The sequence below is a fragment of the Capnocytophaga haemolytica genome (assembly GCF_001553545.1).
Classification (GTDB): Bacteria; Bacteroidota; Bacteroidia; order Flavobacteriales; family Flavobacteriaceae; genus Capnocytophaga; species Capnocytophaga haemolytica.
Genome location: NZ_CP014227.1, coordinates 1,518,190 through 1,536,046 on the forward strand (window position 1 = coordinate 1,518,190; position 17,857 = coordinate 1,536,046).

Below are 17,857 nucleotides of genomic sequence, written 5' to 3' on the forward strand. Positions count from 1 at the left end.
CTAATTGTCATTATCCGCTCTGCTATGGCTTGTTGTTCTTTACTGAATATCTGCATAATTCAATCATTAGCCTGTCTCCTGATCGCTATCCTAAAAATTCACGGTTATCCTCACAGGCTTTGCAGTCTCGTCAATGTCTTCAACATTGATTTCCTCGGCGAGGTCAAATCCTGCATCACGTACAGACGACCTATCCATCGTGAAGTAGAAGTTCTTACCTTTGGGCGTTATGATAATACTCATCAGCGAAGGGTCAATCTTCAGGTTGGGATACTTCGCCTTGATGTCCTTAAACGTACTCTTGAGCGAGATACCTTCAGCGGTTGCATATTGATCACAAAGCACCAGCACACTCTCTACTTTCTTCTCCCCCTCATCGTCTTTTGTAGGGGTGATTTCCAGTAGTTCCTTGCCGTCCTTGCTCAGGATAGTGGTACGCTCCGCACTAGCATAGCGCAGTTCACCCTCCAACGATGAGTTCACCACAGAGTCCTTAGCAAAGATGGAATCGAGCTGACTGATACGAGTGTCCTTCCTCAGTACGCCCACTTGGTCATTACTAATGAGGTAAGCATTACCCTTGTCCTTACACGCTATAAGAGTCAGTAGTAGCCCCAAAGCAGTTATATATATTCTCATTTCTTGATAAACTTGTTTAAGATTCCTAATACCCCTCTAATAAACGTAGCACTCGTGAGGGCTTTTACGATCGCACTGCCCGTACTGCTCTTCTTTTTGTTGTTACTGGTCTCTCGCTGCTGGTTTCTGACTTCTGGTTTCTCACTACTGCCCTCTGTCTTCTGACTATTAGCCTCTGCGATCTTCTTATTGAGTATCTCATAAGCACTCTCACGGTCTATTACCTCAGCGTATTTACGTACCAATTCCGAACCCGCTACAAGGCTACCAATTTCCGCCTCGCTGAGCACATCCATACGGCTCATCGGTGCACGCATCATTGTGGCTACCAGTGGGGTAGGGATACCCTTTTCGTTCAGCACTGTCACTAAAGCCTCTCCCGTACCGAGCGACATCAGCACCTCATCCGTCTTGTAGAAGTCGGAAGTGGGGTAGTTCTCGGCGGTGAGTTTGATAGCCTTCCTGTCCTTAGCTGTAAAAGCGCGCAATGCGTGTTGCACCTTCATACCGAGCTGTGAGAGCACCGCATCAGGTATGTCGGTAGGGTTTTGGGTGCAGAATACCAAGCCCACGCCTTTGGAGCGGATCAGCTTTACAATGTTCTCCAACTGATTGAGCAGCGTCTTTGATGCCTCGTTGAATATCAGGTGTGCCTCATCAATGAAGATCATCAACTTAGGCTTAGGCAAGTCGCCTGTTTCGGGGAAGGTAGTGTATATCTCAGCCAAGAGACTCAGCATAAAGGTTGAGAAAAGCTTAGGGCGATCCTGAATGTCGGTCAGACGGATGATGTTCACATAGCCTTCGCCCTTGCTATTGGTGCGCATCAAGTCCGCAGGCTCGAAGCTACGTTCACCAAAGAATCGCTCTGCGCCTTGGTTTTCGAGTTCTACAATCTTGCGAAGAATGGCACTGGTCGATGACTTCGCTACGGCACCATACTCTTTTTCAAACTCATCTTTATCTTCTTCGGTGGCATATTGCAATATCTTCTTGAGGTCTTTCAGGTCGAGTAGGGGATAATTCTTATCATCGCAGTACTTGAAGATGACCGCCAGCACACCCTGTTGCACATCGCTCAGGTCTAAAATACGAGCAAGCAGCACCGCACCAAACTCCGAGACGGTGGCGCGCAGTTGTACGCCGTTCTCGCCTGAGAGGGTCAGCAGCTCTGTAGGGAATGCTTGTGGTACAAAGTCAATGCCTATCTTAGCACTTCGTTCTGTGATAAAAGGCTGCACCGTGCCCGCCTCAGCAATCCCACTCAGGTCGCCTTTGAGGTCCATCAGCAGCACAGGCACGCCGTTCTTGGAAAGGTTCTCCGCAATTACTTGCAGTGTCTTAGTCTTCCCCGTACCCGTAGCCCCTGCGATCAGTCCGTGGCGGTTAAGGGTCTTCAGTGGCAAGTTTACCAATGTACCAGTCAGTGGCTGACCTTCGTACAATGCCGCTCCAAGGGTGATATAGTCGCCCTTAAAGGTATAGCCTGCCGTAATCGTTTCTTTCAATTGATCTGTTTTATTCATTCTTTTATATTATTGATTGTCAAATAAATAAATAAGTAATAGCTACTCTATAGCTAACTTGGGCACAAAGGTACAATAAATAGTTGAAAGAGCCAAAAGAATTCACCTTAAAAAAAACACACAAGGGAGGCTTAAAGCATACCCTTGTGTGAAATTATTGATATAAAAAATAAAAAACTTCTACTCTCTAACAAATAGAGCTACAACCTTATTGAAAAGTCTCGTTAGATAACCATATAGCTCTATCAAAGCGTCCTTTATCTCCGAAAGTACCATTGCAATAGCGTCCTTTACATAAGGCTTTGCCCAGTTGTAGAGGAATGACAGTGCCACACACACGGCTATAAAAGCAATCGCCCCTGGTATCACCACATACGGACTGAGTTGCCCCCCAAAGTGCTGGATAAGCCCGTGTGCCGTGATACTCCCATAAACGATAAAGCAGTGTATCACGTATATCGAAAGCGTGTTCTGTCCAATCTTTTTGATAAGTGACGAGGTGATCACGTTGCGCATTAAAGCAAAGAACCCAAAGATGAGCAGCACATTGCCTAAGCGCAAGTACAAAAAGTCCTCCATCATACGCTCAAAGAACTTAGCGTGAGTGAGATAGTACAGCTGTTCGTTGAGGAAGTGTGACCCCCACAAAAAGAAAGCTCCTGCACAGAAAAAGATAATAATAGCATTGCGATACAAGTGCGGATGCGCTTTATAACGCTGAAACAGATACCCCATAAATCCCCCGAACGACACATAGCCAAACCATGGAAATATAGGGAAGAAACTACCGTGTGCCCTTGTGAGATAATTGGCAATAGGAAGTGGTAGACTGCTAAAAGTCAGGTTCCTATAGAAAGGTTCGAAGGTGAAAGCCAGCAGTGTCGTGCCCAGTAGCAGCGCAGGCATCAGGTTCTTATTGCGGTTGTACGAAACGAGGTATGTAGCGATGAGAAGCAGCAGCGAGAGCCCAATACAGTGCAGCACATCTACACTCTGGAAACTCATACGCAGCAGATAAGCAATCCCGATGAGCATTAGCCCGCGTCTGATGCCTTTCAGCACACGAGGGTTGCGCCAGCCTACCTTAGTAGCATCACTTTCTTTAACCAACAGAAAGGTAAAGATAAAGCCTGATACTGTGAAGAATACAGGAGCCGTGATACCTGTACAATAGTGCCAAAGGTAGAAAAATGGGTTATTATCATCGCGGTAACGCTCCGCCAGCAAGCCACCAATAAAGTGCCCTTGCAGCATCATACAGATAGCAAAAGCGCGGATCACATCAATAAAATCAAGTCTGAATTTTTTCTTTTCCAAAATGATGAATATTATAAATTCGCTGCAAAAGTACACAAAATATATAACATACAAGTATTTTTATACAAAAAACTTGCCCATATCACGGCACTCTTAAAGTACTTTTAATACTTTAATTGCTTAATACAGAGCTATTTTACCTGTAAAAGCCGTAGAAGGTTCAGCTGCCTAAAACGTCATAGGGCGCTTGTGTTGCATTATAGCCCCCGCAATGAGCGAGATAATAAACCCTCCAAAGAGGCCTCCAAACAGGCTGCCGCCTATGATTTTCCACGCTGAAGGATACATTATCTTCTCCATCAATTCAAGCTGAGCATCGGTCATATCAGGGTTTTGCATCATCGCCACTTCCATTACTTTCTCTGCGTAATTAGGGTCGATGTAGTTCACAAAAACTACTTGATAAATACCACCGATAATCGATGCCAGCAGTGCCACGCCTACACCTACCTTCAAAGCCTCGCCAATGGATAAATACCCCTCGTTGGCAGTTTTAAAAGACTTGATAGCCAGACAGATAAACAATATGCTCAAAGCAAAATTAATGGCGGAGACAATAAAGCCCACCGCCTTACTTTCGCTGTAGGTAAGCCCTGCGACAAACACAAGCACGCTGAAGCCTACAGCAGCAAGCCCCGCATACAACCCCCAGCGGAGTATAAGGCTCTTAATATCAACTACATTCTGTTCCATAAGACAGTATATTTACAATTCATACCGCAAAGGTACAAAAAGCCTTCTGATTGTGCAAATATTTTCTGAAAAATTTGTGCAGACGCGCTATCTTCCTGCTGCTGGTTGCCTGCCGATACGGAAGGAACATAGAACAAACATAGGAGACACATAGAACACACACAGAACACATATCGAAGTCAGAACGAACTCACAACGAAGTCAGATGCGTTTTTTTGTCCTACAACTCAATAATTACAGTGGAGGTGTGGTTGGGGAGGTCATAAGCGGTGATGGCAATTCGGCTGCCGATCGGTGAAGGGTTGTCGGCAGTGGTGTGGTATTGCCAACCGCCATTATGGCAGGTTGCCTCTCCACTTTCCAGAAGTATGCCCTTAGGATTGGTAATGCTGAGGGTAATTCGGGTGATTTTGACCAAGGAGGAAGCGTAAACATCGATGGTATCACCTGCTTTTCCGTGGTAACCGTCCATATCCACTTGGTCGATGTTGGGGGTTCTCATAAAGTCGGAAATCGCCAAATGGTAGGGTTTTTTATTCATTTTAATAGCTTTTTTTTCATAAATAGCCATTAAATTGGGGTCTGTGATGGCATTTTTAGCATAAGCAACGGCTTCGGTGAAGGCTTTTCGCTGTTTGTCCTGTGCTTCAGTACGTATATAGCGTATTTTGTTTCTTTTAGAGACGAAAGTTTTGCCATTCATCTGTCGAAATACGTATTTTCCTTCGAATTTACCGCTTATTCCTTCTAAAATGATGTTGTGCTTTAGCTCTGCCATTCGTATTATTTTTACTTTTGATTATACTAAAAATGCCGCAAAAATTGTGCCAGCCTTGCGATGGTAGCGAAATTTTTAGTTTTAGAGCTGAACTGAAAGTTATATGTTATTTACCAAAAAAGTGTTATCTTTGCGGCGTGGAATTGTAAATGTGATGTTGTGTATGAGAGATATTACTTTTGGTAAAGGGCAAAAGAAGAAGCCTGTATTGTACTTACAGCGGAAGCTGGCGGTAGCTTTTGGAGTGCTGGTATTGCTGGCACTCATAGTGCCTTATCAGCTCTTTATTGCTCCACCTAAGGATAGAGAGTTATGGCTTTTTAGCTTTTTAAAAAAGATGGTAGACTCCTTTGGTGATATGCCTTTCCCGATGATAACAATTGTTTTAGTGATGCCTATTATCTTGGGTGGGCTGTGGCTACTCTCGCTGTATAGGCAGTATGACACTACGCCCTTTATCATTGAAGGTAAGGTGCTTAGGCTGAATAATATTCGTGGAAAGCGTTACCCTATTGAAGGGATTGACAAGGTGGTTTTTAATATCTTCTATGTGCGGAGGTCGTTTGGCAGCTATAGAGGGGAGATGTGGGTGGAGAAAAAGGTGAGAGGGCACGGGCATTTTGCGGTGGGCTTTTACACCCCAGGGACGCTATTTAAGAACAGTAAGAAGGAATTGGAGGTGTACGTAAAGCAGCTACAACGCGAGTTGCGGTTGATAGGGATAAAGAGTGTGCTTTATTTTGAGGTTTGAGGTGTGGGGTTTGAGGTGTGGGGTATGAGGTGTGAGGTATGAGGTATGAGGTGTGAGGTATGAGGGCTAACGCGCCGAAAGGGTACTTACACATTGTTAGGTAGTTAATTGCGGTAGATAGTTCCACTGCGTAATTTGGGATAATTGTAAATTATTAGTGATATATGAAAATAGCACAATGTATAATAGCGGTTTTGCTCTCAGGTGCGCCACTCTCAGGCTGTCAGTGGTGGGGCAATAATGGGCAAAAGGTGGATACCGAAGTTCTTGATATGTCTGCAAGTGAGGTAGATACACTTCGGATTGGGGAAATTGACAACAGTTTGGAAATTCCTGATTGTTTGCCGCTGAGGGATATGTATTTGGTCAATGGCAATACGGTCTACGGGCAATTTGACAATAAGCGATATGTGCTGCACGTTGATGCGGCGACTTTTAAGATTGATTATACGAACTTTGACTACGAACCCCTTGGGGTTTTTGCGTATGACAAGAATGGGGTGTACTTTTGTGGGCGGCTCGTTACGCGCAATTCGCGTGGGTTTAAGCTCTTAGGGGCTAAATCGGGTGCCTATCTGTGGCGTGCTGGCGGAAAGGTGTATAAAGACCGAGAGGTAGTTGCGGTATCTGACCCTGATACTTTCGAGCCTGTGGGAGGTTGTGTGGAGTGCGCGATATACTTTAAGGATAAGGATTATCTCTACTATTTTGATAAGAGGATAGAAGGCTCTCAGCCGGCGGCTGTCCCTGACTACAATTGGTATCTGCCTTGTGATGGGCAGTATTTTTATGAGGGGGAGAGTGTGCTTGAATACGAAGGTGAAGCGGTAAAACCCCTGAGCCAAACGGTGGGGGTTACCTCAAAATACGGGCTGTTTATCAACCATACAGATGCGATATGTGAGCGGTTGCCCGCTTATATTGATCTGCCTACGCTTAAACCCTTAGGCAATGCTTATATAATGGACAAAAATGGAGTGTACTACCTCAGTGAACTCGTTGATTTGAAAGGGAACTTACGGGTGCCTATTGCGGTGAGAGATAGTGCCTCCATTAGGGCTTTTGGTTTGGGTGAGGAGGCTTATATCACCGATGGCAAGCGGGTGTACTACCAGCGCAACACGCCTGTGAAGGGGGTAGATGCTCAAACGTTTGTGTCTATTGAGGACTCAGGCTATTGCTATGATAAAAATGGGGTGTATGTGTGGAGCTATAAGAAAGTTAATGAAGACGAATATAAGGATAAATGGGATAAGATACCTTTTGACTATCACAAGCCCGTGAAGGCGAAAGATTTGCATTATAAGCAACGTGAGTGGATTGCTTATGGCAATGAGATTCTCTATGGTTTTTATGGAAAGCCTACTTTCGGCAAGCTCACTGCCGCTGAGATGAAGGCATTCTTAGAAGGGCGTTTGTCATTGAAAGATGATGATGGTAAGCTCATAGCAACTGCGAACACTGAGGATAGTTCCCCCTCAGAAATAGTAGTTACTAATTTCTATAAGATAGCTAATGGCTATATGTATTGTAACGATTATCGCCTTATGGAGAGTGAGGACTTTGAGGTAGTGGCGTCTTACGGTGATGATTACGATCACTGCCCTAAGGGAACTATTAAAAATTTAGATGTCGTCAAGAATAAAGAGGGCTATTGGCTTATACACGCTTCGTGGAATAAGATGCCTACGTATCGCTATATAGGGAAGGAATGGAAGCCTAAAGAACGATAATGAATGATTAATGATTGTTTATTCAGTATTATATTGTACCTTTGCAGTCAGATTTGAAATAAAGAAGTAAGACGAGGAAAATATTTAATCCTTAGTCCTTAATTGCTAATACAATGACAGCCAAAGAACTAATGCTGGCAGGGGAGTGGTTTGATGCCACGGATACTGCACTACAAAAAGAGAGAATGCGGGCGGAAGAATTGCTCTTCCGTTTTAACAATCTGCACTCCAGTGAGGAGGCAGAGCGAGGGGCTATCCTTAACAAACTGCTCGGGGCTATGGGTGAGAATGGGGTGATAAAAGGACCTTTTTACTGCGATTATGGCTACAATATCCGCATAGGAGATAACTTCTTTGCCAATTTCAATTGTGTGATGCTCGATGGAGCACCTATCACCATTGGCAATAATGTGCTTATTGCCCCGAATGTGTCGCTTTTTACGGCTTTGCACCCCTTAGAGGTGGAGCCACGCAACCGCTGGATAGAGAAAGCCTTGCCTATCACCATTGGCAACAACGTGTGGATTGGTGGGGGTGTGGTGATAAACCCTGGGGTTACCATTGGTGATGATGTGGTGATCGGCTCGGGGAGTGTGGTAACAAAGGATATTCCCTCAGGGGTTGTTGCGTATGGCAATCCGTGTAGGGTCAGGGAGTAGAAATCAGTAGTCAGATGAATATAGCAATCGTATGTTACCCCACCTTTGGGGGTAGTGGTGTAGTAGCTACAGAGCTGGGCGTAGCCTTGGCGCGCAAAGGACATCAGGTGCATTTTATCACCTACAGTTATCCCGTGAGGCTTGATTTTCTCGCGATGAATATCCACTTCCACGAGGTGCACGTGGAGGAGTATCCGCTGTTTCAGTACCAGCCTTATGCGCTGGCACTCACCAGCAAAATGGTATATGTGGTGAAGACCTACAACATCGATGTGCTGCACGTGCACTATGCCATTCCGCACGCTTATGCGGGCTATATGGCAAAGCAGATGCTCGCTAAGGAGGGTATCCGCTTGCCGATGATCACTACCTTGCACGGCACGGACATCACGTTGGTGGGCAATCACCCCACCTATAAGGAGGCGGTGAGCTTTAGCATTGAGGAATCAGATAGGGTAACCTCTGTATCGGAGAGCTTGAAGCAGGATACACTACGACTCTTTGGGGTGAAGAAGCCCATTGAGGTGATCCCGAACTTCATTAACCTGCATAAGAAGGAGGAAGTGTCGCCTTGTCGCCGCTCTGTGATGGCAGCCCCTAACGAATTGATAGTAACGCACATTAGCAACTTCCGCAAGGTGAAGCGGATTGACGATGTGGTGCGCGTCTTTGCCCGTATTGCTGAGAAGCTACCTGCCAAACTCGTGATGGTAGGCGACGGGCCCGAGCGTGAAGGTGCTGACCTGCTCTGCAAGCAGTTGGGCATCAAAAAGCAGGTGCTCTTCTTGGGGAATACGGCTGATATCGACCGCGTGCTCTGCCTTTCCGACCTCTTTTTGTTGCCCTCAGAGAGTGAGAGCTTTGGGCTATCGGCATTGGAGGCGATGGCAGCAGGGGTGCCCGTAGTATCGAGCAATGTAGGAGGCTTGCCAGAAGTAAATGAAGAGGGCATATCGGGCTATCTGTGTCCAGTGGGCGATGTGGAAGCAATGGCAGCAAAGGCAATTTACATCTTGGAGGACAAGGCGCGTTTACAGCAGTTTAAGGAGAATGCCCGCCGCGTAGCAGAACGCTTTGATGAGGATAGGATTGTACCGCTGTATGAACACTTGTATGAGGAGGTGTTGGGGTAATGTCAATAAGATCTCTCGCAAGCAACTATTATCAATGTGAGGGGTGCGCGGGCAATAGGCATCAAACCGATACAGTAATACAAAAGGCTGACCTTGTGGTCAGCCTTTATTGTTGTAGATCATTTCACTGTAAGGAACACACGTCTGATAGCCTTTGGCGGCAAAGTAAGCAGGAGTGTCCTCACACGCACTAATCGCTAAGAGAAAGTCGCCACCCCACGCCCCCAAGCTTTTAACACTGCCGCGGTAGTCAGCGAAAAGCTGCTCCTTCACTGTGGGCAAACCTAAGTAGGCGGCGAGTGTTCGCTCGTGCGTATCGATGATGTCGCAAAAGTCGGCGATAGTTTGGCTGAGCAACAGCCGTTCGGTGAGGTGGCTGAGGGTAGTGGCGAGCTTGGTTTTGCTCTTGCTCACTTTTCTGTAAAGAGCAATGCCCTCCTTACTGCTCTGTTTCTGGTTTCTGTACACAAAGTAGATGTGATCACTATAAGGAAAGAGAAATCTTACGGGATATGCCTGAGGCTTCCCATCGCTCAGGCGGTAGAGTAGGGCAGTGGAGGCACGCGCGCAGGCAATGTCGTAACCGCTGCCTCCAAATCCCTTGAAGAGCAGGGTGTAAGGGTCTACATCAGCCCATTGTGCGAGGTTATTGATCAGTGTGGACGAGCTTCCTAAGCCCCACGCGCGGTCGAACTCTAAGTGTGTGGTAATCTTGCTGTGCGCTAGGCGGCTTGCCATCAGCGGATTGATTTCCAGCAGTGTGCGCAAGAGCTTACATAGTGTCAAACGCGTAGACGCCTCTTCCGCAGGCAGACCTTCTACCTTCGGCGCGGTAATTTCGGCTAAGAGGTCTGAAGATTGCATCGAAAACCAAATTTTTTCTCGGTGGTCATAGCTCTCCCATACAAAAGTCGGGCTGTCTTCTAATACGTTCATTACTTGTCCTTTACACGTAGGCATCGCCAACGATAAAGCACCGTCGAGTACGGCGTATTCACCCGTCAGAAGCAATTTTCCTCTACTGTGATACTGCAATTTTTGCTGCGTTTCCATTTTTTATTTGTATCTTTGCCGTTTGAAATACAAAATTAGTAAAATAAACTTAAATACAAGCATACGATGAAGAAATTTATTCAACTAAGTGTGTGTTGCTTACTATTAGCAGCAGGATCGACAGCCGCTCAGCAGAGTGCCTCTCTGCGAATTACCGCAACAACTACCGAAGGTAAGGATGCTTCTTTCGCCTCGTTCGAGTCGCTGGCAGCAAGCGACCTTAGCCTACTGAAAGAAATCAAGATTAGCACCTCACTCAGCCATAGCTTTACCTTAGAGGAGGGCTTGCTACGCCGTTTGCTCACCGAAGCTACCGCTCTCGAAGCCTTGGAAGTAAAAACGGTAGACATACTTTCCTTTCCCGAGCTCGACAAGGACAATACTTCGCTCAGGTCACTAACCTTACGCCTCAACAATCTCAGTAAGTTGCCTGAGAGTATCGCTCGCCTTACCGCTTTACGCACCTTGAACGTCTATAATCCCCTTGGCGGCATGCCCGCTGGCATTGGACGACTCACACAATTAGAAAGATTGAAGTTCGAAGGGGTAGAGTTTACCGAGTTTCCCACCGAAGTCTTCGCACTTAGCAGCTTGCGCTCCTTGATTATTAGCCAATTCGACACCAAAAGCAAAATCAAAGCCCTACCTGATGCCTTCGACCGCCTTCCCCTCTTAGAGGAACTCTCCGTTCGCAATGCAGCTCTCTCCGACGTGCCCAAATCCGTGGGCGGACTGCAAAAGTTGGAGAACGTTTACTTCAATCACAACAACTTAGTGGCTCTGCCGACCGCGCTGGCAGAAAATCCCCACCTCACCTATGTAAATATCAATGATAACCCATTAGACTATAAGCAGTTTATCAAAACGATCGATAAAATACGCTGGGTCGGGGTGTTTTACATCAATAATAACAGTTTTTCGGCAGCACAATACGACGAAGTGCAACGAAAGTTGCCAAAGATCACCGTATTCTACACTGCCAAGGAGTAAAAATACCCGTATAACATAACACATCAGATCAACTTATGAAAGAAAAACCCATAAAAGTAGGCATTTCCATCGGCGATTATAACGGTGTAGGCCTCGAAATCATACTTAAGACCTTCGAAGACCATCAAATACTTGAACTTTGCACCCCGATTATCTTCGCTTCTAACAAATTAGTGTCATTTCAGCGAAAGCACTTCAATATTACCACCAACTTTCAAGGCATTGACAGTGTGGACGCCGCACTTGATGGAAAACTCAACGTACTTAACTGCTGGCGCGAGGCACCTACCGTTAGCTTTGGCGAAGAAACCGTCGAGGCAGGCCACTATGCCCTCTTATCCTTGCAAGCTGCCACTAAGGCACTCAAGGAAGGGGCTATCGACGTGTTGGTTACCGCCCCGATCAACAAAAACAACATCCAGTCGGACGATTTTCACTTCCCGGGGCACACCGACTACCTCGCGGAGGCCTTGGGAGGCACAAGTTTGATGTTTATGATTAGCGAAGACCTCAAAGTTGGCTTAATCACCGACCACGTTCCCCTAAAAGACGTCGTTTCTCACATCACTCACGAGCGCATTTGCCAGAAAATACGCCTAATGAACCACTCCCTCATACAAGATTTCCGCTTGCAACGCCCTAAGATAGCCGTACTTGCCATCAACCCACACTGCGGCGACAAGGGGGTGATAGGAAATGAGGACGACACACTGCTGCGTCCCGCGCTCAAACAACTATATCTGGACGAAGGCATACTCGTGTTCGGTCCCTTTGCCGCAGATAGCTTCTTCGGCAGCCGTACGTATGCCAACTACGACGCCGTGCTCGCCCCCTATCACGATCAAGGACTCGTAGCCTTTAAGACGCTCGCCTTCGGTGCTGGCGTAAACTACACCGCTGGCTTAAGTAAGGTGCGCACTTCCCCCGACCACGGCACCGCTTATGAGATCGCAGGCAAAGGTATTGCCGATGCACAGTCATTCAGGCAGGCAATCTACGAGGCCATCGACATTTTTCGCAACCGACAGGAGTATGCCGAGATCACCAAGAACCCGCTACCCCTACGCTCTAAGGAAGCAGAGAAATAATACTATCAGAAATTGTAACAAATATGAATATTAAGAAGTTAGGAGCCATCGACATCGGCTCCAACGGTGTGCGGCTGCTCATCGCCAACGTCTTGGAGGAGTCTGGCAAGGCACCGCAATTCACCAAAGCCAGCCTCGTACGCGTGCCCATCCGCTTGGGTGCCGACGTTTTCCTCAGCGGTGCCATTTCCGAGGAGAATACCGAGCGACTTTCGGACGCAATGCAGGCTTTTCGCCTGTTGATGAAGATCAGTGAGGTAGAAAAATACCGCGCCTGTGCCACCTCCGCTATGCGTGAAGCCAAAAACGGTGACGAAGTGGCAAAGAGCGTCCTTAAAAGCTCTGGCGTACAGATCGACATCATAGATGGTGCCGAGGAAGCCCGCATCATTGCCTCCACCGACATCTCGGCAGTGATCAAAAGCGACAGAAATTACCTCTATATCGACGTCGGCGGTGGGAGCACCGAGTTCACCGTGTTTTCTGGTGGAAAGATAGAAGCATCTCGCTCCTTCCCCATCGGCACCGTGCGTATGCTCGACGGAAAGGTTACCCCAGAGGTGTGGGACGAGGTAAAGCACTGGATAAAAGCCCACACAAAGCCCTACAAGACCATTGAGGCGATCGGCTCAGGAGGTAACATCAACAAAATCTATAAGAACGCTGGCGTAAAGGAAGGCGAACCCCTCACTTACGACTATCTGCGCGATTACCTCACCTATTTGGAGGGCTTCACTTACGAGGAGCGCATCAGCCTTCTTGGCTTCAACCCCGACCGCGCCGATGTGGTCATCTACGCACTGACCGTCTTCATCAACGCGATGAAGTGGTCGGGCGCGAAAGTGGTAAACGTACCCCGCATCGGGCTTGCCGACGGCATCATAAGGTCGATTTACAATTAGTAGTATTCGCTGCTGAATAAGATCATCACTAATACAACCTATTAGATAATAAAACATCTAATAGGTTGTATTTTTTTGTACAATAGAAATTGGTTGTTTTTCTGTGTTTTCTTCTTATTATATTGTATTTTTAGTTTTCACCTGATTTATACTTGTCTAAAAAATGCTTATCTCCATCCGTACTGGTAGCGTACTGATACCGTACTTCATCCGTAGTGATGCCGATAGAAATATTTTCTGTTGGTAAATTAAGTGTAAAAGTTTAATATATAGGCTTAAAATTGGGTAAAGTTAAATATATTTTGCCAATTGAAAAAAACTTTGTACTTTTGCAATCCGAGCTATCCAAGGAATGAGGATTTGGTGAGTTAGGATAAGATTTTATTTCATAATTAAAGATAAAGAATATGTTTGACAATTTAAGTGATAAGTTAGAAAAAGCCCTACACAACCTGAAAGGGCACGGGAAGATTACCGAAATCAACGTAGCGGAAACTCTTAAAGAAGTACGCCGCGCGCTGCTTGACGCGGACGTTAACTATAAGATAGCCAAGGACTTTACCAATCGCGTAAAGGAGAAAGCATTGGGACAAAGCGTGCTTACGACTTTGCAACCAGGTCAGTTGATGGTAAAGATTGTAAAGGACGAACTCACTGCACTGATGGGTGGCGATGCGGCAGGAGTGAACCTCTCGGGCAACCCTTCAGTGATACTGATGTCGGGTTTGCAGGGTTCGGGTAAGACGACTTTCTCGGGTAAGCTGGCTAATTTTCTCAAGAACAAGCGTAACAAAAAGCCGCTATTGGTTGCCTGCGATGTATACCGTCCTGCTGCTATTGACCAGTTGCACGTGGTGGGTGGGCAAATCGGTGTGGAGGTATTTTCCGATAGAGGCAACACCAATCCTGTGGATATAGCCCAAAAGGGAGTGGCTTACGCTAAGGGGAATGGCTTTAATGTGGTGATTGTCGATACGGCGGGTCGCCTCGCGGTTGATGAGCAGATGATGCAAGAAATCGCAAATATCCATAGTGCTATCAAACCACAAGAAACCCTCTTCGTCGTAGATGCGATGACAGGGCAAGACGCCGTAAATACCGCCAAGGCCTTTAACGATGTACTTAACTTTGATGGGGTTATCCTCACCAAGTTAGACGGGGATACGCGTGGTGGTGCGGCTATTACCATTAAGTCGATGGTCAATAAGCCGATTAAGTTTGTCGGTACGGGCGAGAAGATGGACGCTATTGACATTTTCTACCCTGAGCGTATGGCCGACCGTATTTTGGGTATGGGCGATGTGGTATCGCTGGTAGAACGCGCCCAAGAGCAGTTTGATGAAGAACAAGCCCGCAAGCTACAGAAGAAGATTGCTAAGAACCAATTCGGTTTTGACGACTTTTTGGAGCAAATACAGCAAATCAAGCGTATGGGGAATATGAAAGACCTCTTGGGTATGCTACCTGGGGTAGGCAAGGCGGTAAAAGACTTAGACATCAAAGACGATGCTTTCAAGCACATTGAGGCAATTATCTACTCAATGACCCCCAAAGAACGCGCTACCCCCGCTATTATTGATGCCAGTCGCAAGAAACGCATCGCCAAAGGTAGCGGCAGGGACGTACAAGAGGTAAACCAGCTGATGAAGCAGTTCGACCAGATGAGCAAGATGATGAAGATGATGCAAGGCGGTGGCGGCAGACGTATGATGCAGATGATGCAAGGAATGCGTGGATAATTTATAATTTATAATTTATAATGGATAATTGCAGTGCGGATAATCTCACAACGGCTATTGAAGTGGCAACAGAGAGGGCATTGCGGCTTAACAAAGCCCCTTGTCCTTGTTGTGGTAATTACACCCTACCCAAAGACCCCGAGGCGGCTTTTTATGAGATCTGCCCAGTGTGCTATTGGCAAAACGACGGCAGTGAAGAGACCGCCTATTCCAGTGCGAACCGCAGTACGCTGAAGGAATATCGGGCGGCATATCAGAAGAATAATAAAGATAAGTAATATGGCAACGACAAAGAAAAAAACAGTTGATGAGACTCGGTATAAGCCCAAGAGTGAGCGTATGCCTAAGAGGGAAGTAAACAAGGCTTTAAAAGAAATGTCAGAGCAGGCTAATAGAAATATGAATTATAGGTTTGTACTTGAATATTTAGACAAAAAGATAAGTAGGGTATGATTTTAATCACAGATGCGAATATTGTGTTCAGTGCTTTGATTGACCCAGATTGCATAATTGCTGAAATATTAAAAGAAGAACCTAATTTTCAGTTTACTGCTCCTAAATTCATTAAAGAGGAGATTAAAACGGCATTGGAAGAGAATAGAACAACTAACTACTTTGAGTAAAAAGGCACTTAAAGAGGAATGGAAGTTATTGCAAGAAAGGATTCGTATTGTCAATGCGGATTGTTCCAGAGGAGTTATATCAAAAATCTTATGATATAGTGAAGGATATTGATGAATATGACCTATACTTCTTGGCATTGCACTTTCAAACGGGGCATAAAATATGGACAGGTGATAAGAAACTAAGAAAGGGATTAAAAGCTAAGGGGCTGTTTATATGTGTAAGCACTGAGGAACTTAAGGCAAAACGGTATAAGAAGAAACAATGAAACCATACGATTTATTACTCAGTAGGTTAGCATTGGCGTTAGTGCTATTGTGTATGCTGCTTATTGTGCCCACTATATATGCATTGGAGTATTTTACAGCGTATGGGTGTCTGTTTGTAGTAACTTATGTAGGGGTACCTTTGTATCTCATCTACCGCGTTGTACGCTATTTTCGCTATAAGGATAAAGGCAAAGGCTGGCGGTGGGTTTGTGCCTCCTTTGTGGCGTTACTCTTGAGTGTGGCGTTCTATGGCTTTTTGTGCTATCTCATTGATAGGGCGATTGCAAGGACGTATGGGGAATAGGTTTAATTTTACTAAGGAATAATGAAAAAGCGTTATAAGGAACACCGAATAAAGTGGGACGAGGGTATTGCGGTAATTTGTCCTGAGTGTGGTGAGAAAGCCCAAGCGCTCCTTTCTTGGCATTCACTCAATAATAAACAGAAGGAACCCCTTGCGTTCCTTTGTCCGCATTGTGGCCTTCGGAAAACCTATAAGGAGCTCCAACTTCACAAGGCATATATCAAGTTTAACTGTCCTGAGTGTGGCAACCAAATAGAGGCGAAACGTCCTTACAGTCGCCGTACAGATGAGAAGATAAGGGTGGAGTGCAATTACTGCCATCATACCTTTACTATGAAGCCGCGTATTGAGGACAAGCAGTGGAAGTTTACCTATCGCAATGATGGCTTAAAGCGCGATGAGGATACGGGCTTGCCTTACTACTACCAAGAGCGTGTGCGCGGTAACCTCTTTTGGGCGTACAACCGTTCGCATATCGCCCTGATGCAGGATTATCTCTCCTCAGATTTACGGGAGCGCGTGGGTATGAGTACGGTAGCGAGGCTGCCTACTTTTATCAAGATAAAGAAGAACAAAGAATTGATACTAAAGATATTAGATAAGTGGCTCAAGAATTAATAATCTGCTTTTGGCTTTAAGAGAATGGCTGTTACCTGACCTCAAAGCTCGAAGCTCAAACCTCAAAGCTAAAATGATTATATTAGACGGAAAAGCAACCTCAGCGCAGATAAAGGCAGAAATTGCTGAGGAAGTACAACAACTAAAAGCTGCGGGTGAGCGTGTGCCTCACTTGGCGGCGGTATTGGTGGGTGAAGACGGTGCGAGCCTGACCTACGTAGGGAGCAAAGTAAAGGCGTGCGAGCAGGTGGGTTTTCGCTCTACCTTGGTGCAACTGCCTGTCGACATCAGTGAGGAAGCGTTATTGGCTGAGCTCGATAAACTCAACGCTAATGCGGATATAGATGGCTATATCGTGCAACTGCCCTTGCCGCAGCATATCAACACAGAAAAGATACTCCTTGCCGTAGACCCACGTAAGGATGTCGATGGGTTTCACCCTGCTAACTTTGGGCGTATGGCACTCGATATGGAGGCTTTTATCCCTGCTACGCCCTTTGGCATCGTGGAGCTGCTCAAACGCTATAAAGTACCTACCGCAGGGCGGCACGTAGTGGTAGTAGGGCGGTCGCACATTGTGGGCAGACCCATTAGCATCTTGCTCAGCCAGAAAGGCGAGGCTGGCAATGCCACAGTAACCCTAACCCATAGCCACACCCCCGATTTAGCACATTTTACTCGTGAGGCAGATATAGTAGTAATGGCATTGGGGCAACCAGAGTTTCTCAAAGGCGATATGGTAAAAGAAGGCGTTGCGGTGATTGATGTGGGGATTACGCGTTTGAAAGACGAGAATGCCCCCAAAGGCTACCGTATAGTGGGCGATGTCGCCTATGAGGAGGTAGCCCCCAAGGCGGCGTATATCACCCCTGTGCCTGGTGGTGTGGGTCCGATGACCATTGCGATGCTGCTTAAAAACACGCTGCTGGCGCGCAAGTGGCATAGTGGCAGTTGAAAATAAATTATGCAGAAATTTGCACAGTACTATAAAAAATTATAACTTTGCACACAGAAAGGACAAGCGGGAGTTACTTCTAACGT

21 protein-coding genes are annotated in these 17,857 nt (G+C 46.2%); 15 read left to right on the top strand and 6 right to left on the bottom strand.

All coding sequences use genetic code 11. The features are described from left to right. Positions 1-90: 90 nt before the first annotated feature. From AXF12_RS06835 to AXF12_RS06855, 5 genes are all read right to left on the bottom strand, one after another. Positions 91-639, bottom strand: a complete 549-nt coding sequence (locus AXF12_RS06835; protein WP_066429491.1) for a hypothetical protein — start codon at positions 637-639, stop codon at positions 91-93. Next, positions 636-2,165 carry a helicase HerA-like domain-containing protein gene (locus tag AXF12_RS06840; protein ID WP_066429493.1) on the bottom strand — a complete coding sequence of 510 codons (1,530 nt, stop codon included), beginning with the start codon at positions 2,163-2,165 and terminating at the stop codon, positions 636-638. The genes AXF12_RS06835 and AXF12_RS06840 overlap by 4 nt, the downstream gene beginning before the upstream one ends. 180 nt (positions 2,166-2,345) lie before the next feature. After that, a complete protein-coding gene (locus tag AXF12_RS06845) occupies positions 2,346-3,482 on the bottom strand; it encodes a heparan-alpha-glucosaminide N-acetyltransferase domain-containing protein (RefSeq protein WP_066429495.1) in 1,137 nt (378 codons plus the stop codon). A gap of 168 nt (positions 3,483-3,650) precedes the next feature. Continuing rightward, positions 3,651-4,175, bottom strand: a complete 525-nt coding sequence (locus AXF12_RS06850; protein ID WP_066429504.1) for a DUF4199 domain-containing protein — start codon at positions 4,173-4,175, stop codon at positions 3,651-3,653. Positions 4,176-4,395: 220 nt separating this feature from the next. Further along, positions 4,396-4,953, bottom strand: a complete 558-nt coding sequence (locus AXF12_RS06855) for a hypothetical protein (RefSeq protein WP_066429505.1) — start codon at positions 4,951-4,953, stop codon at positions 4,396-4,398. Between the two features lie 163 nt (positions 4,954-5,116). Between AXF12_RS06855 and AXF12_RS06860 the strand changes: the two genes are divergently transcribed. From AXF12_RS06860 to bshA, 4 genes are all read left to right on the top strand, one after another. Then, positions 5,117-5,704 carry a hypothetical protein gene (locus tag AXF12_RS06860; RefSeq protein ID WP_066429508.1) on the top strand — a complete coding sequence of 196 codons (588 nt, stop codon included), beginning with the start codon at positions 5,117-5,119 and terminating at the stop codon, positions 5,702-5,704. Positions 5,705-5,868: 164 nt separating this feature from the next. Beyond that, entirely contained in the window at positions 5,869-7,437 is a 1,569-nt protein-coding gene (locus tag AXF12_RS06865; RefSeq protein ID WP_066429512.1) for a DKNYY domain-containing protein, read from the top strand. Positions 7,438-7,550: 113 nt separating this feature from the next. Next, positions 7,551-8,096 carry a sugar O-acetyltransferase gene (locus AXF12_RS06870; RefSeq protein ID WP_066429518.1) on the top strand — a complete coding sequence of 182 codons (546 nt, stop codon included), beginning with the start codon at positions 7,551-7,553 and terminating at the stop codon, positions 8,094-8,096. A 14-nt stretch (positions 8,097-8,110) separates the two neighbouring features. Beyond that, positions 8,111-9,229 (top strand): N-acetyl-alpha-D-glucosaminyl L-malate synthase BshA, encoded by a 1,119-nt coding sequence (bshA, locus tag AXF12_RS06875; RefSeq protein ID WP_066429520.1) that lies wholly within the window; start codon positions 8,111-8,113, stop codon positions 9,227-9,229. Positions 9,230-9,328: 99 nt separating this feature from the next. On the opposite strand, the gene AXF12_RS06880 is transcribed toward bshA, so the two are convergent. Further along, a complete protein-coding gene (locus AXF12_RS06880; RefSeq protein ID WP_066429522.1) occupies positions 9,329-10,282 on the bottom strand; it encodes a GYDIA family GHMP kinase in 954 nt (317 codons plus the stop codon). A 66-nt stretch (positions 10,283-10,348) separates the two neighbouring features. Between AXF12_RS06880 and AXF12_RS06885 the strand changes: the two genes are divergently transcribed. From AXF12_RS06885 to AXF12_RS06925, 11 genes are all read left to right on the top strand, one after another. Further along, positions 10,349-11,272, top strand: coding sequence for a leucine-rich repeat domain-containing protein (locus AXF12_RS06885; RefSeq protein ID WP_066429524.1), 924 nt, complete (start codon positions 10,349-10,351; stop codon positions 11,270-11,272). Between the two features lie 35 nt (positions 11,273-11,307). Then, positions 11,308-12,360 carry a 4-hydroxythreonine-4-phosphate dehydrogenase PdxA gene (gene pdxA, locus AXF12_RS06890; protein WP_066429525.1) on the top strand — a complete coding sequence of 351 codons (1,053 nt, stop codon included), beginning with the start codon at positions 11,308-11,310 and terminating at the stop codon, positions 12,358-12,360. Between the two features lie 23 nt (positions 12,361-12,383). Continuing rightward, a complete protein-coding gene (locus tag AXF12_RS06895; RefSeq protein WP_066429530.1) occupies positions 12,384-13,262 on the top strand; it encodes a Ppx/GppA phosphatase family protein in 879 nt (292 codons plus the stop codon). A 407-nt stretch (positions 13,263-13,669) separates the two neighbouring features. After that, on the top strand, positions 13,670-15,001 hold the full coding sequence (gene ffh, locus AXF12_RS06900; protein WP_066429533.1) for a signal recognition particle protein: 1,332 nt from the start codon (positions 13,670-13,672) through the stop codon (positions 14,999-15,001). Between the two features lie 20 nt (positions 15,002-15,021). Beyond that, positions 15,022-15,279 carry a CPCC family cysteine-rich protein gene (locus AXF12_RS06905; protein ID WP_074860677.1) on the top strand — a complete coding sequence of 86 codons (258 nt, stop codon included), beginning with the start codon at positions 15,022-15,024 and terminating at the stop codon, positions 15,277-15,279. Between the two features lies 1 nt (position 15,280). Beyond that, positions 15,281-15,454, top strand: a complete 174-nt coding sequence (locus AXF12_RS12275; protein ID WP_159429704.1) for a hypothetical protein — start codon at positions 15,281-15,283, stop codon at positions 15,452-15,454. Next, entirely contained in the window at positions 15,451-15,624 is a 174-nt protein-coding gene (locus AXF12_RS12280) for a hypothetical protein (protein ID WP_159429703.1), read from the top strand. Before AXF12_RS12275 ends, AXF12_RS12280 begins: the two co-directional genes overlap by 4 nt. Positions 15,625-15,677: 53 nt before the next feature. Continuing rightward, a complete protein-coding gene (locus AXF12_RS06910) occupies positions 15,678-15,893 on the top strand; it encodes a PIN domain-containing protein (RefSeq protein ID WP_066429542.1) in 216 nt (71 codons plus the stop codon). Then, entirely contained in the window at positions 15,890-16,198 is a 309-nt protein-coding gene (locus AXF12_RS06915) for a hypothetical protein (protein WP_143324993.1), read from the top strand. The genes AXF12_RS06910 and AXF12_RS06915 overlap by 4 nt, the downstream gene beginning before the upstream one ends. Before the next feature lie 21 nt (positions 16,199-16,219). Further along, positions 16,220-16,816 (top strand): hypothetical protein, encoded by a 597-nt coding sequence (locus AXF12_RS06920; protein WP_066429547.1) that lies wholly within the window; start codon positions 16,220-16,222, stop codon positions 16,814-16,816. 73 nt (positions 16,817-16,889) lie between these two features. After that, positions 16,890-17,771 (top strand): bifunctional 5,10-methylenetetrahydrofolate dehydrogenase/5,10-methenyltetrahydrofolate cyclohydrolase, encoded by an 882-nt coding sequence (locus AXF12_RS06925; protein ID WP_066431847.1) that lies wholly within the window; start codon positions 16,890-16,892, stop codon positions 17,769-17,771. Positions 17,772-17,857: the final 86 nt, after the last annotated feature.

What these genes read in the sequence shown, in the direction of transcription:
- AXF12_RS06835 (WP_066429491.1), bottom strand. Translation starts at nt 639, where the DNA reads ATGAGAATATATATAACTGCTTTGGGGCTACTACTGACTCTTATAGCG.
- AXF12_RS06840 (WP_066429493.1), bottom strand. Translation starts at nt 2,165, where the DNA reads ATGAATAAAACAGATCAATTGAAAGAAACGATTACGGCAGGCTATACC.
- AXF12_RS06850 (WP_066429504.1), bottom strand. Translation starts at nt 4,175, where the DNA reads ATGGAACAGAATGTAGTTGATATTAAGAGCCTTATACTCCGCTGGGGG.
- AXF12_RS06855 (WP_066429505.1), bottom strand. Translation starts at nt 4,953, where the DNA reads ATGGCAGAGCTAAAGCACAACATCATTTTAGAAGGAATAAGCGGTAAA.
- AXF12_RS06860 (WP_066429508.1), top strand. Translation starts at nt 5,117, where the DNA reads ATGAGAGATATTACTTTTGGTAAAGGGCAAAAGAAGAAGCCTGTATTG.
- AXF12_RS06865 (WP_066429512.1), top strand. Translation starts at nt 5,869, where the DNA reads ATGAAAATAGCACAATGTATAATAGCGGTTTTGCTCTCAGGTGCGCCA.
- AXF12_RS06870 (WP_066429518.1), top strand. Translation starts at nt 7,551, where the DNA reads ATGACAGCCAAAGAACTAATGCTGGCAGGGGAGTGGTTTGATGCCACG.
- bshA (WP_066429520.1), top strand. Translation starts at nt 8,111, where the DNA reads ATGAATATAGCAATCGTATGTTACCCCACCTTTGGGGGTAGTGGTGTA.
- AXF12_RS06880 (WP_066429522.1), bottom strand. Translation starts at nt 10,282, where the DNA reads ATGGAAACGCAGCAAAAATTGCAGTATCACAGTAGAGGAAAATTGCTT.
- AXF12_RS06885 (WP_066429524.1), top strand. Translation starts at nt 10,349, where the DNA reads ATGAAGAAATTTATTCAACTAAGTGTGTGTTGCTTACTATTAGCAGCA.
- pdxA (WP_066429525.1), top strand. Translation starts at nt 11,308, where the DNA reads ATGAAAGAAAAACCCATAAAAGTAGGCATTTCCATCGGCGATTATAAC.
- AXF12_RS06895 (WP_066429530.1), top strand. Translation starts at nt 12,384, where the DNA reads ATGAATATTAAGAAGTTAGGAGCCATCGACATCGGCTCCAACGGTGTG.
- ffh (WP_066429533.1), top strand. Translation starts at nt 13,670, where the DNA reads ATGTTTGACAATTTAAGTGATAAGTTAGAAAAAGCCCTACACAACCTG.
- AXF12_RS06905 (WP_074860677.1), top strand. Translation starts at nt 15,022, where the DNA reads ATGGATAATTGCAGTGCGGATAATCTCACAACGGCTATTGAAGTGGCA.
- AXF12_RS12275 (WP_159429704.1), top strand. Translation starts at nt 15,281, where the DNA reads ATGGCAACGACAAAGAAAAAAACAGTTGATGAGACTCGGTATAAGCCC.
- AXF12_RS12280 (WP_159429703.1), top strand. Translation starts at nt 15,451, where the DNA reads ATGATTTTAATCACAGATGCGAATATTGTGTTCAGTGCTTTGATTGAC.
- AXF12_RS06910 (WP_066429542.1), top strand. Translation starts at nt 15,678, where the DNA reads ATGCGGATTGTTCCAGAGGAGTTATATCAAAAATCTTATGATATAGTG.
- AXF12_RS06915 (WP_143324993.1), top strand. Translation starts at nt 15,890, where the DNA reads ATGAAACCATACGATTTATTACTCAGTAGGTTAGCATTGGCGTTAGTG.
- AXF12_RS06920 (WP_066429547.1), top strand. Translation starts at nt 16,220, where the DNA reads ATGAAAAAGCGTTATAAGGAACACCGAATAAAGTGGGACGAGGGTATT.
- AXF12_RS06925 (WP_066431847.1), top strand. Translation starts at nt 16,890, where the DNA reads ATGATTATATTAGACGGAAAAGCAACCTCAGCGCAGATAAAGGCAGAA.